This is a genomic window from Megasphaera vaginalis (ex Bordigoni et al. 2020), assembly GCF_900240295.1.
Classification (GTDB): domain Bacteria; phylum Bacillota; class Negativicutes; order Veillonellales; family Megasphaeraceae; genus Megasphaera; species Megasphaera vaginalis.
Genome location: NZ_OEQB01000001.1, coordinates 222,318 through 237,631, shown reverse-complemented (window position 1 = coordinate 237,631; position 15,314 = coordinate 222,318). Strand labels below are relative to the sequence as shown.

Sequence of the window (15,314 nt, the reverse complement as noted above, 5' to 3'; positions counted from 1 at the left end):
TTTTAAATGGAATCTGAAAAAATGCAGCGCGGTCTCAAGCCGAGACACGTGGAAATGATTGCTTTAGGCGGGACAATCGGTGTAGGTTTGTTCATGGGATCTGCCAGTACGATCATGATGGCCGGTCCTTCCGTATTGCTTTGTTATGCCTTAACCGGCGTCGTCATGTTTTTCATCATGCGCATTATGGGCGAAATGTTGTATCAGGAACCGGTTACCGGCTCTTTTGCAACGTACGCGCACAAATATATCAGTCCTTATGCAGGTTATCTGACGGCTTGGGTTTATTGGTTCATGTGGGTTGCTATCGGCCTTTCGGAAGTGACGGCTGTCGGCATTTACGTTAAGTATTGGTTCCCCTTACTGCCGCAATGGATTGCGGCATTTGGCGGCATGGTCGTCGTAGCTGTTGCCAATATGGCTGCCGTTAAATATTATGGTGAATTTGAATTTTGGTTTGCGCTGATTAAGGTTGTGACGATTATCGTTATGCTTTTCGTCGGCGCCGCTGTTATTCTCTTCGGTTTCGGCAATAACGGCGTTCCCGTCGGTATTTCCAATCTTTGGACGAACGGCGGTTTCATGCCGAACGGCTTCGGCGGCATGTTGGCTGCCATGTGTGTCGTTGCCGCTGCCTTCCAAGGCGTCGAACTTGTCGGCATAACGGCAGGGGAAGCGCAGGATCCGAAGAATACGTTGAAGAAAGCTACGAAGAATATCGTCTGGCGTATTCTGATCTTCTACATCGGTTCGATTTTCATCATCCTTTCCATTTATCCTTGGAATCAGGTAAGCCTTATCGGCAGTCCCTTTGTTATGACCTTTGCTAAGGTCGGCATTTCCTTGGCGGCCGGCATCATCAATTTCGTCGTACTGACTGCGGCTCTTTCCGGTTGCAACAGCGGTCTTTACAGCTCCGGCCGCATGTTATACACGTTGGCTCAGAACGGCCAGGCTCCGGCTATTTTCAAACGCTTGTCTGCTTCCGGCGTACCGCGCATCGGCATCGGCATTACGATTGCGCTCCTGATTGTCGGCGTCATCCTGAACTACATGATTCCCGATTCGAAATTGTTTATTTACCTTTACAGCGCTTCCGTTTTCCCCGGCATGATCGCTTGGTTCGTGTTGGCTTATGCACAGAAGAACTTCCGCAAATATTGGGGTGAAGAAGTGATGGCGAAACATGATTTCAAGTCGCCTTTGTATCCCTATGCCAACTGGTTCTGCATTGCGTTCCTGGGCTTAGTCACTGTCGGCATGTGGTTCAACACCGATACGAGAATGTCTCTGATTTCTTCTTGGGCATTTATTGTGGCTATTACGGTGATCTATTATATCTGCGGCCTGAATAAGAAAAAATACGACAGAGACGGAAAACTTGTGGAATAAATGACGCAATAGCGTAAAATAAGTTGTATAATATAATCAATAAATTATAAAGGAGAGTGTTTTCTTATGGCAGTAGATGTAATTAAAACGGAAAAAGCACCGGGCGCGGTAGGTCCCTATTCACAGGCGATTAAAGCAGGCGATTTCCTGTTTGCTTCCGGTCAGGTCGCTCTTGACCCGGCAAAAGGAAAGCTTGTCGGCGGCGGCGTCGTTGATCAGGCGGAACAGTGCATGAAAAATGTCGGCGCGTTACTGGAAGCGGCAGGGCTTTCTTTCGATCATGTCGTCAAGACGACGGTGTATTTGACAAATATCGAGTATTTTGGAGCCGTCAATGAAGTGTACGGTAAATATTTCCAAAAGACATTGCCCGCTCGTTCCTGCGTCGCTATTGCCAATTTACCGAAGGGCGCCAGCGTGGAAGTAGAAGTTATTGCCTATTGCGGCAAATAAGCGATATTGCGCGACAGTTTCCGATGATTCGGAGACTGTCGTTTTTTATTTGCGTCTCCCGGCGTAGTTACTTATAATAAAAGTAGTTAGTCGATACGATTTTTGTCATTTACGGCGGCAGCGAATTTTTTGCCGGGATCAGTCGCGTTTGGTTGCCCGTGTTTTGAAAAGAGCAATTGGCAGATGCAGGTACTGTACACCATTGATGAAAATATTTTCAGTTGAAAGAAGTGTGTAGAATGACTGCTGTCTTCGGGTTTGCAACGGTAATTATTTCCGTCGTTTTTATTTTGCGGCGTATCATGGGACCGATACCCGCTTTTATTCTTGTTCCTGCCGTTATTTCGTTGACTGCCGGTTACGGTTGGCAGACCGGTGACTTCATATTGAAGGGCATGCGGGCTGTGGCGCCTATCGGTATTATGTTCATTTTTGCCACACTGTTTTTTGGCGTTATCATCAGTGCAGGCACGCTGCGGCCTATTGTTCGCTTCATTTTTCATGCAGTCGGTCATGACCCGGTACGAATTTGTATCGGTACGGGGATTCTGGCGCTTTTGGCGGAAATGAGCGCCAGCGGCGTCGTTACGGTTATGGTCGTCATTCCGGCGATGCTGCCGCTCTTTGACGGGTTGGGTATGCGCCGGACGACGTTGGCTACGGTGTTATCCCTGAGCGCCGGTTTTCAATGTACGCAGCCCTGGGGATCGACGGCGCAACGTTGCATGGTGGCGTTGAATCTGACGTCGCACGAATTATGGGTACCGATCATCATTCCCCTTGCTGTCGGACTGCTCAGTATTTTTTGTATTGACTGTTATCTCGGACGTTGTGAGCGCAAACGGATCGGTCTTGCCAGACTGGCTGAACCGATTCAGTTGAAGCCGACGGTAGATGAAATCAAAATGGCTGAGTACGAACGTCCGAAACTTGCAAAATTCAATATGCTGCTCGTTGTCGTTACGATCGGTGTTTTGATCTCCGGCATGGTCCACGCGGCCGTTGTTTTCATGATTTCGCTGGCAATTGCGCTGGTCGTCAACTATCCTCGGGTGACGGAGCAGAAGTTCATGCTGGCCTATCATTCGCATAGCGCCTTGACGATGGCCGGTATCGTCTTTGCCACAGGATCTCTCGTCGGGGTCATGAACTGTACGGGAATGATTCAGGCCATGGCCGAGGCCTTGGTCATGATTATTCCGGCTGTTCTGGGGCCGCATATGGCGGTTATCGTCGGCATTTTTGCCATGCCTGCGACACTTCTCTTTGACCCGTCGTCATTTTATTTCGGTGTGTTGCCCGTTCTTGCTGAAGCCGGTACGACATATGGCATTATGCCTGTCGAAATGGCACGGGCCGCCTTTTTCGGACAAATGAATATGGGATTTCCCGTCAGCCCTCTTACGGGCACTACGTTCATGCTGGTGGCGATGGCCAAACTCGATTTGGCAGAGCATCAGCGCAGGACCATTCCCTGGGCTTTTGCCGTCACGATCATCATGCTCGTTACCGCACTTGTTTGCGGTGTTGTACCGGCATGAGTCCATCTTTGCAAAATGTTGTAAGCATAAAGAAATATAGGAAATACGTATTTTACATAGGTGACAATATTTCGTATACTTAAAGACAGAGGAGCGTGCTTCTCTGTCTTTTGTCAAACTGTCAATTTATCGAATAAAGGAAGGTGTATTGAGATGATCTTTGAAGAAACGTTTACCCTTCATAACGGTGTAAAAATTCCGAAATTGGCTTTGGGAACATGGCTTGTCGCCGATGAAGACGCCGGTGCTGCCGTAGCGGCTGCCTTGCAGATCGGTTATCGCCATGTCGATACGGCACAAGCTTATCGGAATGAAGCCGGCGTCGGTGACGGAATACGTAAGTCCGGCGTGAAGCGGGAAGATGTTTTTGTGACTTCCAAAGTTGCTGCTGAACGAAAGGAGTATGCCAATGCCGCAGCGTCTATCGACAGATCGCTGAAAAAAATGGGATTGGACTACTTAGACTTGATGATTATCCACAGCCCACAGCCGTGGAAAGCTGTCAACCAATCTGACGATCGGTATTTCGAAGGAAATCTGGCGGCCTGGAAGGCCTTGGAAGACGCTTATAAAGCAGGTAAGGTTAGAGCTATCGGCGTTTCCAATTTTCTGGAAATTGATTTGGAGAACATTATCACTCATGGCGAGATAAAACCGATGGTCAATCAAATATTGGCTCATATCGGCAATACGCCGTTCGCGCTTATCGATTACTGCCAACATAGAGACATCGTCGTTGAAGCGTATTCGCCGATTGCTCACGGCATGGCCCTGCAGGCGGAAGAAATTACTGCCATGGCTGAAAAATACGGCGTTTCGGCGTCGCAGCTGTGTATCCGTTATGATTTGCAGCTCGGTATGGTGGTTTTGCCGAAAACTGTAAATCCTGAACATATGAAGAGCAATGGAGCCGTCGATTTCGTTATTTCGGCTGAAGATATGGAACGGCTGAAACACGTCAGTCCTTTGAAAGATTACGGAAAGGATAGTTTTTTTCCTGTATTTGGCGGCAAGATGTAAGATCGGTGACGGCGGCTTTCAGCCGCCGTTTTATTTTACTGTCAGACGGTTTTTGTGCGGTGAGGGAATACCGACCTGGCAGATGATCGTTTTCGATTGGGCAGAGAAGCATTCCGGACCGGCGTCATAACATCTGTATGTACGTCGCCGTTTCGTTTGCATAGAAAGGCAGGGAGAATTTGCCAATCTTGATACCGGGATGCTATAATCAGTCTATCAATCGGTAAAGGGGTCGTAAGCGTGGATGTGTATATACAAGGGTTGACGATGGGACTGGCTTATGTGGCGCCCATCGGCTTGCAGAACCTCTTTGTCATTAACAGCGCCTTGTCTTTATTGACAGGTCGTGCCTTGTTTACGGCATGGATCGTCACCTTTTTTGATGTTACGCTGGCTTTGGCTTGCTTTTTCGGCATCGGCTTTATTATGGAAGCATATGAATGGCTCCAGGCCGCGGTTCTGCTTGGCGGCAGTCTGGTTATCATTTACCTTGCCGTCGGTCTGATTCGCGCGGGAGAAGAAACGGTTCTCCATGAAAAAAGCCGCTTTACGCTGCGCCGGACCGTTATTACGGCTTGTGTCGTGACCTGGTTCAATCCGCAGGCGATTATTGACGGGACCATGATGCTGGGGGCTTTTCAGGCGTCACTGCCGCCGGAATCCGGCGTTTTTTTTATTAGCGGCGTTGTTTCGGCTTCTTGTCTTTGGTTTTCCTCCATTACGTTGATTGTTTCCCGTATCGGCAATATTCTGACCGGCAAGGTATTACAGTGGATCAATCGTCTTTGCGGCGTCGTTATTCTCATCTACGGTCTTATTCTGTTGCGTCATTTCATCACTTTGGCTTCTATCTTTTAATCGTTTTACGGTAAAACAGCGGAGGAAGGCATTTCGCAATAGACGGCAAAAGAGGAGCAAGGATTGTGTATTTTTTTATCGGCGCAGTTATTATTTAGGAGGAAGATAAATTGGAAACGAACGTGTTAGTGGCTTATTTTTCTTGTACAAATGTGACCAGAAAGGTTGCCGCAGATCTGGCTGCTATAACGAAGGGGGATCTCTTTGCGATTACGCCGCAGGATGCGTATACGAAGGAAGACTTGGACTGGCAGAATAAAAACAGCAGAACGTCGAAAGAAAAAGAGGATCCTTCTTTTCGCCCTGCGATTGCCAACAGCGTGGCGCATATGGAAAAATACGATACGATTTACTTGGGCTTTCCCATCTGGTGGTACAAGGCGCCGAATATTATCCTGACTTTTTTGGAAAGTTATGACTTTTCAGGGAAAACGATCATTCCCTTCTGCACCTCAGGAGAGAGCGATTTCGGCAGTACCGTTTCTTTGTTGAAAAAAGTCTGTTCCGAAACGGCCGTCTGGAAAACCGGCAGAGTATGCAACGGTCATCCGTCGCGGGAATTGCTGACGGGATGGGTGCATAAATTATGATGCATACAACGGCGTGACGCTTACTGAGATCGATATTTTACGGTTATTGCAATCTACCGTTGGAGCGGCGGAACGACTAGGTGGGATATCCTTAGGTGAAAACAGGAATTGGCGGTATAACGGTTCAAAAGGGATGTTCGAATATGGCTGTGAGAGAAGGCCGTGCGGTGCGTGTCAAGGCAGCGTGAAAAGACGATAAAACGATGCTCGTTACCATCGCCTGGCGAAAGCGTGAAAATCAGGACGAAGGTGCGCCAGGTGGCGAACGTTGCCACCTGTAGTAAGTCATGGTAAAAATGGCGGGAGGTGTGCGCGTGGAAACGGAAATTTATCTGGCAGGAGGGTGCTTCTGGGGCCTTGAGGCGTTGTTGCAGAAGGCACCTTGCGTGGTGTCGACGGAAGTCGGCTATGCCAACAGTCGGCGTCCGCAGCCGACGTATGAACAAGTCTGTACCGGTGCGACGGGAGCGGCGGAAACGGTGAAGGTTGTTCATGACGGTACTGTCACGGGGTTAAAACGGATCTTGACGGTATTTTTTGAAGCCATCGACCCGACATCGTTGAATCGGCAGGGCTTCGATGTGGGAACGCAATATCGGACAGGTATCTACTATCTTGACGAAGAGAGCAGGCACATCGCCGAAGCGGTTTTGGCGGAAGAATCCAGAAAATATGATCGGCCTGTTGTAACGGAAATCATGGCGTTGGAGAATTTTTATTGCGCTGAAGCATATCATCAAGATTATTTGAAGAAGAATCCCGGCGGGTATTGTCACCTTGACCTGAGCAAATGGGATTTTACGAAAGAATAAACGGTCTTCCCGCCTTGCGGCCAGCTGTTCGATTGCAATCAATGAAAGTTGTCGAAAATGCGGCTTGCATCATGGGACTGTTGACTTCATCTCGCTGTCGAGATCGCAAAGACGAATCGTTGATTCCGCCATGCCGGCAAGGGCGATAAAAAATTCTTGAAATCATGGCAATTTCATGGTATCATCATTAAGTACGAATTATGCATGCGCCTATAGCTCAGGGGATAGAGCACCGGTCTCCGGAACCGGGTGCGCAGGTTCGATTCCTGCTAGGCGCACCAGAATAATAAAGGCCTCTCGAAAATTCGAGAAGCCTTTTTTTCATGTTTGAGCCCAATTTGAGCCCAATTGGATTTGGATTATTGGAAAAGATACGCACATATGAAGCCTTTTCTTCTTAAAAATCATTTTTCAAGTATCGCTTGGAGCGATAATCGAATCAAGCGCAGTTACGGCAACACCTTGATTTGCCAGTGTTAAATGTGAATAGGTGTCTAAGGTCATGTCAATACTGGCATGACCTAACCTTTCTTGAACGATTTTGGGGTTTATTCCGGCTAATAATAGTAGTGTTGCATGAGTATGCCTTAGGTCATGAAAGCGAATATGACGCATGATTTTGGCATCTTTTAAAAGCTTTTGGAACTTTCTTGAACTGTAGTGTCTTTTGTTATAGCCGTGTCCGAATAGACCGCCTATGATCCAATCACAATTCTCATAAAGATTTCCTACATTTTCTCTGTATGAGAGTTGTATTTTTTTGTGTTGCTTTAATGCATGAACTAAGTTAGCCCCAATTTGTATTTTTCGTCCGTTTCCTGTTTTAGGGCTTGTTATGGATTGACCTTTTCATCTGATTTAGATCTTTGCACAGATAGAAACGATGTGTGAACATTAAAATCTCCCCATTTCAATGCCATGATTTCACCAAGACGCATTCCTGTATAAACAGCAATCATAACGCCTATGTAGAGATCGGCGGCACCCATCCAATCTCCTATGTTAGTAGAAGCTTTAGCCTTCTCTACTTGGTCTTTCGCAACATCCAAAAGTCTTTGGACTTCTAACTCCGATAAGGGATGGATTTCTTTCTTTTCTACCTTTGGAGCATAGTAAGCTTTGCAGGATTTGAGTTAGTAAGTCCTAATTTTATCGCCATATCAATACAAGATGTCAAATAGCGTCTTTGATTACGCACTGTTACAGGTGCTAAACCTTGTTTTTTTGCGACCACCGCTAAATAATTGTTGCTGGAAAAACTGTTGTAGTGCAGTGGGATTTAGCTTATTAAGGCGGATTCCTTTAAACGCTTTGCCAACCGGATCTAAACAACATGCATATTTTTCCAGAGTGGAAGGCCTTACCGAGTTTTTCATGTAAACATCCAGCCATATCCGGATCCAATCATCCAGCATGGGATTGATATCGGCACTTTTATTTGAGCTTTCGTAAAAGCTTAGCCATTCACGACCTTTTTTTCGCGCGTCGGCTGCTTTCGAGGCATAGAACGATTTTCTGCGAGTGTTTCCGTCTTTATCTTTGTAAGAAATTCGGTACTGGTAACGATTACTAGCAGCTAAATAACGAATAGATCCTTAGCCATTACCACGCGCCATGCTTTATTCTCCTTTCCATTTAAAAGTTGGGCGAATAACTTTTCCAGCTCGGGAATAGTTGTTAGCCCATACATGTTTTCTAAAAACTCGCCAATCTTGCTTTTACGGGCTTAGATTAGCTCTTGCTCTAAAGCAAGGAGTACATCCAACTCTGCTTTTCTTTTTTTCTATTCTTTCTTTCAGTGCCAAATCACTTATTTTTCTCATATTGACCTCCGAATTTATTTTTAATATTGTTTATGGCTTCCTTCAGTGCGTTGGGAGCGGTAACCAAAAGATCATTTATATCTTTTACTTTTACCGTGGCGGGGGAGATGCAAAAGCTCCAAAAGTCTAAAGGCCGTTTCCATTTTTCAATGTCACAATAATTGAAAGCAGCCATCTTAGCGTTTATACCTGCGTCATCTGTATCTAACGCTAAGATGATTTTGGGGTTTATTTTATAAATTTCTTTTAGCCACTTATCTAATTTTTGAGCACCTCCAATCGCCCAAACATTGGGATAACCAACTTGGATTAAGGATAGGGCATCGATTTCACCCTCGGTTACTATTATTGGCAAATGGGGATCCATATTATGGGTGTGCAAACATTGACTTAAACCGAGTGATCGTTTGTACTTTGGACTTTGCGAATCTATTGGGGTTAGATATCGTAGGATAAATCCGAAATTATCAATCGGTATGACCAAGGCGTTTTGCGTAGGGTGAGATGTTACAAGAAAAGCAGGAATATATCCTTATTTGCTGACCGGTAAGGAAACAGAGTTATCCATAAGGGCATTTAACGAACGAGAAAAACAAGAAGCGTATGAGCGGCAGGAGCACAAATGCGCCGGATGCGGCGAAGAATTTGAATACTCCGAGATGCACGGCGATCATATTAAGCCGTGGAGCAAAGGTGGCCGGACGGTGCCGGAGAATTGCCAAATGCTTTGTACGAAGTGCAACCTAAAGAAATCCAACCATTAATACATAAGAAAACAGCCCCGATAAAATCAGGGCTGTTTTTATTTAATGCTTGTCTAAAAGTCGTTCTATTATTAGAATCACCGTAATGTCCCCTTGTCAATATTGTAAGGGGAATATATTTGGGGACATTAGCAATATATTTGGGGACATTTGTGTCTGGAATCCCTTGCCCTGCAAGGCTTCGCGGGACCCTAAAAAGGTTTTAAAAAGTTATTTAAAAAAGTTAAAGAAAAAAGACCGTTTTTCTTTTTTAACTGATGAAAATAAAAAAACTGCCAACTAAAAATAAAAAGCGGCAAGCAAAGAAAGGTAACTATGAGTAAATGAAAAAAAGTTTCTTCGGCATTTTATATGCTGGAACCAAAGTTTTTCGATGAATTTGGATTACTCAGTTTTTTTGTAAAAATTCATATGGATTAATTTTTATATCATTTATTTTAAGTGCAGAACGAGGAATTGCAGAGGTTCGATATTCAATCTCTTTTTTCTTTTGCAAAAAGGTCTTCATTTGCTCATCTGATGGAAGGGGAAACTGCATTAATGTTTTTTCATAAATTAGATCGCTTTTCAGAAGATATAGCCCTCGATGCGAAAGGATCTTTGCCAAAAGTAGAAAAGATTCGCGACTTTTATGATCTTGCTTTTTTAATTAACCAACATCCAAATTTTTTTCCGATGAACAATTGTTTCAAATAAAAACCACTATGGAGTATAAAGACTTAAATATATTGGAAAAATATTTAGAAAAAGAATTTATAACACATTAAAATATAAATACGAATTTACAAATCGTAAAAAACACAAGTAAAGGATTGAACGGTAAAAAGATCGGAACATTATATTCCGATCTTTTTTATTTAAAGATGATAAGTTGTAAAAACTTATACAATCTTAGCTTCGATTGCAGGACACTTTTTCCCTCTTAATACTTTTAGTGGCATTATGACTTTGCAAGAAAGAAATGAGGTGAACAATTATGAGCATTATAAATGCAGCGAGAAGATTTGAACAGAGATTTGACGCAAAAGCGAAACACTTTATTTGGCATCATCCGCTACTTGGCTTCATCTCCATCTTTGTTGGAATGCCATTACTGGTTTTGGCGTGTGTCTGTATCAGTACAATCGTTATCGCCTTTCCGATGACATATATTTTAGGTTGGTTATAATCTTTATTTTATCTTTATATCCACAAAAGATGACTAATGCCACTTTTAGATGAAAGGCTTTATGATACTTGGAGTATCAAAAAAGGAGGATGAATCTTATGCAAATACTAATTGCACTCATAGGTGTATGTGCGGCAGCAATGCTGCTGTGGTATGTCTATATTTTAATGAAGGGAGATGAGCAGGCATGAGCACCATAATTCAGTATGTTTTATACCTTGCCATTCTGATTGTTTTGGCAATTCCGTTGGGCGCATACATAAGCAAAGTTATGAATGGCGAGAAAACTTTTTTGTCCAAAATTCTGACACCGTGTGAAAACCTTGTTTACAGGATTATGCGTGTAGATAAAGCAGAACAGATGACATGGAAAAAATATGCGGTAAGCGTATTGGTTTTTTCCGGTGTTGGACTTGTTTTTCTGTTCCTGCTCCAACTTTTACAGGGCGTTCTTCCCGGAAACCCGCAGCATCTTTCCGGTGTGAAATGGGATTTGGCATTTAATACTTCTGCAAGTTTCATTACCAATACAAACTGGCAGGCATATTCCGGTGAATCTACATTGAGTTATCTCACCCAGGCTTTAGGTCTGACTGTTCAGAACTTTGTTTCCGCAGCCACAGGTATCGCCGTTCTGTTTGCTTTGATCCGTGGCTTTATCAAGGTGAAATCCACCGGGTTAGGGAGCTTTTGGGTGGACTTGACCCGCATTGTGGTTCACATCCTGCTCCCACTGAATCTGGTCATTTCTCTGTTGCTGGTAGGCGGCGGTGTAATCCAGAATCTGAAAATTTCAGAAACCGTATCTCTTGTAGAACCGATTGCTGTCAGTGCAGAAGGTGAAATCCTTAAGGATGCAGTAATTGACTTAGACACCGCAACCGTCACTGTAGATGGCGAAATCTTTTCGGATGCACAGATCGTCACCGAGCAGTTCGTACCAATGGGTCCTGCAGCCAGTCAGGTCGCAATCAAGCAGACCGGCACCAACGGCGGCGGCTACATGGGCGTCAACTCTGCACATCCTTTGGAAAACCCCAATGCCTTTACCAATCTGATTGAAATGATTTCCATTCTTCTGATTCCGGCGGCACTCTGCTTCACATTCGGCTCTGCGGTAAAGAACAAGAAGCAAGGTATCGCAATCTTTATGGCAATGTTCCTCTGTCTGGTTGTTGCCTTGGGTTGCATCGCTGTCAGTGAGCAGGTCGGTACATCTCAGTTTGCACAAAATGGTACAGTCAATACCTCTATGATAGAACAGGCTGGCGGCAATATGGAAGGCAAGGAGACCCGCTTCGGCATTGCGGCATCCTCTACCTGGGCAGCCTTCACCACAGCAGCCTCCAACGGCTCTGTAAACTCCATGCATGACAGCTACACGCCTCTTGGCGGTATGGTGACTATGCTGCTGATGCAGCTTGGTGAGGTTATTTTCGGCGGCGTGGGATGCGGCCTTTACGGTATGCTTGCCTTTGCCATTCTGGCGGTGTTTATTGCTGGTCTGATGGTAGGCCGTACTCCGGAATTCCTTGGCAAGAAAATTGAGCCTTATGAGATGAAATGGTCGGTACTGGTTTGCCTTGCAACGCCCATTGCAATTCTGGTCGGCAGTGGCCTTGCCGCTGTAGTACCCTCTGTCATGGATAGCCTGAATAACAGCGGCGCCCACGGTTTCTCTGAAATGCTGTACGCCTACTCATCCTGTGGCGGCAATAACGGCTCGGCCTTTGCCGGTTTCAATGCGAATACCGTATTTCTAAATGTAAGCCTGGGACTGGTGATGCTCTTTGCCCGGTTCCTGCCCATCATCGGCACACTTGCAATCGCAGGTAGCCTGGCCGGGAAAAAGAAAATCGCCACGACTGCGGGTACCTTGTCTACCACAAATGGAATGTTTGTTTTCCTGCTGATTGTTGTGGTATTTCTGATCGGTGCACTGAGCTTCTTCCCGGCACTTGCCCTTGGCCCACTTGCTGAGTTCTTTGGCAGCATTGCGTAAAGGAGGTTTACAGATATGAGTACAAAACAGAAAAGTGCTTTTGCCAACCGGAAAATGCTCGGCAGGGCAGTTAAAGATTCTTTTGTAAAATTAAGTCCGAAAACACAGGCAAAAAACCCGGTCATGTTTCTGGTTTTTGTGTCTGCGATTTTGACCAGCATCCTTTGGCTGGTGTCCCTGTTTGGGTTAAAAGACGCTCCAAGCGGATATACACTGGCGATTGCCGTTATCCTTTGGTTTACCGTGCTATTTGCCAACTTTGCCGAGGCCATTGCAGAAGGCCGAGGCAAAGCACAGGCAGATTCTCTACGGGCATCCCGTAAGGATGTGGACGCACATAAAATTCACTCTGTATCGCAGAAAGACAGTGTGACCGTGGTTCCATCCGCCCTGCTGAAAAAGGGGGAACTGGTGATTGTCAAAGCAGGAGAGCAGATTCCGGCAGACGGCGAAGTCGTGGAAGGTGCGGCATCTGTGGATGAAAGCGCTATCACTGGCGAATCCGCTCCTGTAATTCGTGAGGCAGGCGGCGACCGCAGTGCCGTCACCGGCGGCACCACTGTACTGTCGGACTGGATTGTTGTCAGAGTGACCAATGAAGCCGGAGAAAGCTTTCTGGACAAGATGATTGCGATGGTAGAAGGTGCTGCCCGGAAAAAGACGCCCAACGAAATTGCTTTGCAGATTTTTCTGGTAGCCTTGTCCATCATCTTCATTTTGGTGACAGTCTCCCTCTATACGTACTCCATTTTTTCTGCAAAGCTGGCGGGAATTGAGAATCCCACCTCTGTACCAACTCTGATAGCGCTGTTGGTGTGCCTTGCGCCTACTACCATTGGTGCCTTGCTTTCCGCCATTGGTATTGCCGGTATGTCTCGACTGAACCAGGCAAATGTTCTGGCCATGAGTGGACGTGCCATTGAAGCCGCTGGTGATGTAGACATTCTGATGCTTGATAAAACCGGAACAATCACTCTGGGTAATCGACAGGCATCGGAGTTCATTCCGGTGGATGGTGTAGATATTCAGGAGCTGGCGGACGCGGCTCAGCTTTCTTCTCTGGCAGATGAAACCCCTGAGGGCAGAAGCGTTGTTGTGCTGGCAAAGAAGGAGTTTGGAATTCGTGGCAGAAGCCTTCAGGACAAGGATATGCACTTTGTCCCATTTACTGCCGTGACCCGTATGAGCGGCGTCGACTTTGACGGCAACGAAATCCGAAAAGGCGCAGCAGACGCCATGCAAAGTTATGTAACCCATGCAGGCGGTATGCATTCTCCGGACTGTGATCGAGTTGTCAAGTCTATTGCGTCCAAGGGCGGCACACCTCTGGTTGTAGCTAAGAACCACAAGATTCTCGGCGTCATCTATCTGAAGGATATTATTAAGCAGGGCGTGAAGGAGAAATTTGCAGATCTACGAAAAATGGGCATCAAGACCATTATGATCACCGGCGACAATCCAATTACTGCTGCGGCCATTGCTGCCGAGGCCGGTGTGGATGACTTCCTTGCGGAAGCAACACCGGAAGGAAAACTGGCAATGATTCGCGATTTTCAGGCAAAGGGTCATTTGGTTGCCATGACAGGCGACGGCACCAACGACGCCCCGGCTTTGGCACAAGCAGACGTTGCAGTTGCCATGAACAGCGGCACACAGGCAGCAAAAGAAGCAGGTAACATGGTGGATTTGGATTCTTCGCCCACAAAGCTTATCGACATTGTGCGCATCGGCAAACAGCTTTTGATGACACGAGGCAGCCTGACTACATTCTCTATTGCCAACGATGTGGCAAAATACTTTGCCATTATTCCAGCGCTGTTTATGGGACTTTATCCAGGCCTGTCTGCTCTGAATATTATGGGGCTGCATTCCCCGCAAAGTGCTGTTCTCTCTGCGATTATTTATAATGCACTCATCATTATTGCGCTCATTCCATTGGCGCTGAAAGGTGTGAAATACCGTGAAGTTTCCGCCGGAAAGCTGCTGTCACGGAACCTGCTGATTTATGGTCTGGGCGGTCTGGCAGCTCCCTTTATCTTTGTGAAGCTGATTGATGTTCTGCTTGTGCTTACTGGTCTGGTATAATGAGGGTGTAAAATATGAATGCGATAACAAAGAAAACAATCTCGTATTTTGAAGGAATTCTTGGAATGACCTTAGCCGTCCTATGTGCGATTACACTGCGTTTCGCCATATGGGAACCGGAATTACTTCAGAAAATTTTTCTCACCATCTTCGGTTAAGGGGGTATATATTATGAAATCAATGAAAAGTGTACTACCAAAGGCAGGTATGATTTTTTTAATCTTTACGCTGCTGTGCGGCGTAGTCTATACGGGTGTTGTCACAGTAATTGCTCAGCTAATTTTTCCGGACAATGCCAACGGAAGTATCATTGAAGTAAACGGGAAAAAATATGGCTGTGAATTACTTGGGCAGCAATATACAGATGAGGCCCATATGTGGGGGCGCATTATAAATATTGATGTTTCAACCTATACGGATGAAAACGGAAAGGCACTGATGTACGCCGCTCCCTCCAACATCTCTCCGGCAAGTCAGGAATATGCACAGCTTGTGGCAGAGCGTGTAGAAAAGCTCCGCAATGCAAATCCTGAAATGGATGAAACAGCTGTTCCGGTGGATCTTGTCACCTGTTCCGGCAGTGGGCTTGATCCCCATATTTCCCCGGCAGCAGCGGAGTATCAGGTAACCCGCATTGCAAAAGCAAATGATATGACCGAAAATGAAGTGCGTGAGATTATCCAAAACTGCACCGACGGACGATTCTTTGGTATCTTTGGTGAAGAGACTGTCAATGTGCTGGAAGTCAATCTGATGCTGGACGGTATTCTGGAAAAGAATCGTCTTTACTTGAGTGACAGATAGAA

Annotated in this window: 15 protein-coding genes and 1 tRNA gene; 12 read left to right on the top strand and 4 right to left on the bottom strand. The window is 45.8% G+C overall.

Annotated features, from left to right (window positions below; translation table 11 throughout):
- Nucleotides 1-6: 6 nt before the first annotated feature.
- From C0977_RS01085 to C0977_RS01050, 8 genes are all read left to right on the top strand, one after another.
- Entirely contained in the window at nt 7-1,392 is a 1,386-nt protein-coding gene (locus tag C0977_RS01085) for an amino acid permease (protein ID WP_101912110.1), read from the top strand.
- A 66-nt stretch (nt 1,393-1,458) separates the two neighbouring features.
- Nucleotides 1,459-1,845 carry a RidA family protein gene (locus C0977_RS01080; RefSeq protein WP_023052965.1) on the top strand — a complete coding sequence of 129 codons (387 nt, stop codon included), beginning with the start codon at nt 1,459-1,461 and terminating at the stop codon, nt 1,843-1,845.
- Between the two features lie 239 nt (nt 1,846-2,084).
- Nucleotides 2,085-3,386 carry a CitMHS family transporter gene (locus C0977_RS01075; protein WP_101912109.1) on the top strand — a complete coding sequence of 434 codons (1,302 nt, stop codon included), beginning with the start codon at nt 2,085-2,087 and terminating at the stop codon, nt 3,384-3,386.
- Nucleotides 3,387-3,539: 153 nt separating this feature from the next.
- A complete protein-coding gene (locus tag C0977_RS01070) occupies nt 3,540-4,406 on the top strand; it encodes an aldo/keto reductase (protein WP_101912108.1) in 867 nt (288 codons plus the stop codon).
- Nucleotides 4,407-4,646: 240 nt separating this feature from the next.
- On the top strand, nt 4,647-5,264 hold the full coding sequence (locus C0977_RS01065; RefSeq protein WP_101912107.1) for a LysE/ArgO family amino acid transporter: 618 nt from the start codon (nt 4,647-4,649) through the stop codon (nt 5,262-5,264).
- 110 nt (nt 5,265-5,374) lie between these two features.
- Nucleotides 5,375-5,854, top strand: a complete 480-nt coding sequence (locus C0977_RS01060; RefSeq protein WP_101912106.1) for a flavodoxin — start codon at nt 5,375-5,377, stop codon at nt 5,852-5,854.
- Nucleotides 5,855-6,168: 314 nt separating this feature from the next.
- A complete protein-coding gene (gene msrA / locus C0977_RS01055; protein WP_023053046.1) occupies nt 6,169-6,666 on the top strand; it encodes a peptide-methionine (S)-S-oxide reductase MsrA in 498 nt (165 codons plus the stop codon).
- 206 nt (nt 6,667-6,872) lie between these two features.
- A tRNA-Arg gene (locus tag C0977_RS01050) sits at nt 6,873-6,947 on the top strand.
- Between the two features lie 130 nt (nt 6,948-7,077).
- Here C0977_RS01050 and C0977_RS11195 read toward each other — a convergent pair.
- The 4 genes from C0977_RS11195 to C0977_RS01030 all read right to left on the bottom strand — a co-directional run bounded on the left by C0977_RS11195 (nt 7,078) and on the right by C0977_RS01030 (nt 8,844).
- Nucleotides 7,078-7,464: a site-specific integrase gene (locus C0977_RS11195; RefSeq protein ID WP_268802355.1), complete on the bottom strand. Its 387-nt coding sequence runs from the start codon at nt 7,462-7,464 to the stop codon at nt 7,078-7,080.
- Between the two features lie 35 nt (nt 7,465-7,499).
- Nucleotides 7,500-7,715, bottom strand: coding sequence for a tyrosine-type recombinase/integrase (locus tag C0977_RS11190; protein ID WP_159459011.1), 216 nt, complete (start codon nt 7,713-7,715; stop codon nt 7,500-7,502).
- Nucleotides 7,716-7,856: 141 nt separating this feature from the next.
- Nucleotides 7,857-8,042 carry a hypothetical protein gene (locus C0977_RS11315; protein WP_419177921.1) on the bottom strand — a complete coding sequence of 62 codons (186 nt, stop codon included), beginning with the start codon at nt 8,040-8,042 and terminating at the stop codon, nt 7,857-7,859.
- Nucleotides 8,043-8,472: 430 nt separating this feature from the next.
- Complete coding sequence (locus C0977_RS01030; protein WP_159459010.1) at nt 8,473-8,844, bottom strand: toprim domain-containing protein; 372 nt, start codon at nt 8,842-8,844, stop codon at nt 8,473-8,475.
- 181 nt (nt 8,845-9,025) lie between these two features.
- Here C0977_RS01030 and C0977_RS11310 point away from each other — a divergent pair, with 181 nt between their 5' ends.
- The 4 genes from C0977_RS11310 to kdpC all read left to right on the top strand — a co-directional run bounded on the left by C0977_RS11310 (nt 9,026) and on the right by kdpC (nt 15,312).
- The gene (locus C0977_RS11310) at nt 9,026-9,253 is read left to right on the top strand and encodes an HNH endonuclease signature motif containing protein (protein ID WP_200814188.1); all 228 of its coding nucleotides are present in this window, start codon (nt 9,026-9,028) and stop codon (nt 9,251-9,253) included.
- A 1,355-nt stretch (nt 9,254-10,608) separates the two neighbouring features.
- On the top strand, nt 10,609-12,423 hold the full coding sequence (kdpA, locus tag C0977_RS01015) for a potassium-transporting ATPase subunit KdpA (protein WP_101912099.1): 1,815 nt from the start codon (nt 10,609-10,611) through the stop codon (nt 12,421-12,423).
- Between the two features lie 15 nt (nt 12,424-12,438).
- Nucleotides 12,439-14,508, top strand: a complete 2,070-nt coding sequence (gene kdpB / locus C0977_RS01010; RefSeq protein ID WP_023052973.1) for a potassium-transporting ATPase subunit KdpB — start codon at nt 12,439-12,441, stop codon at nt 14,506-14,508.
- Between the two features lie 171 nt (nt 14,509-14,679).
- Nucleotides 14,680-15,312: a potassium-transporting ATPase subunit KdpC gene (kdpC, locus tag C0977_RS01005; protein WP_023053016.1), complete on the top strand. Its 633-nt coding sequence runs from the start codon at nt 14,680-14,682 to the stop codon at nt 15,310-15,312.
- The last annotated feature ends 2 nt before the right edge of the window (nt 15,313-15,314 follow it).

What these genes read in the sequence shown, in the direction of transcription:
- C0977_RS01085 (WP_101912110.1), top strand. Translation starts at nt 7, where the DNA reads ATGGAATCTGAAAAAATGCAGCGCGGTCTCAAGCCGAGACACGTGGAA.
- C0977_RS01080 (WP_023052965.1), top strand. Translation starts at nt 1,459, where the DNA reads ATGGCAGTAGATGTAATTAAAACGGAAAAAGCACCGGGCGCGGTAGGT.
- C0977_RS01075 (WP_101912109.1), top strand. Translation starts at nt 2,085, where the DNA reads ATGACTGCTGTCTTCGGGTTTGCAACGGTAATTATTTCCGTCGTTTTT.
- C0977_RS01070 (WP_101912108.1), top strand. Translation starts at nt 3,540, where the DNA reads ATGATCTTTGAAGAAACGTTTACCCTTCATAACGGTGTAAAAATTCCG.
- C0977_RS11315 (WP_419177921.1), bottom strand. Translation starts at nt 8,042, where the DNA reads ATGAAAAACTCGGTAAGGCCTTCCACTCTGGAAAAATATGCATGTTGT.
- kdpA (WP_101912099.1), top strand. Translation starts at nt 10,609, where the DNA reads ATGAGCACCATAATTCAGTATGTTTTATACCTTGCCATTCTGATTGTT.
- kdpB (WP_023052973.1), top strand. Translation starts at nt 12,439, where the DNA reads ATGAGTACAAAACAGAAAAGTGCTTTTGCCAACCGGAAAATGCTCGGC.
- kdpC (WP_023053016.1), top strand. Translation starts at nt 14,680, where the DNA reads ATGAAATCAATGAAAAGTGTACTACCAAAGGCAGGTATGATTTTTTTA.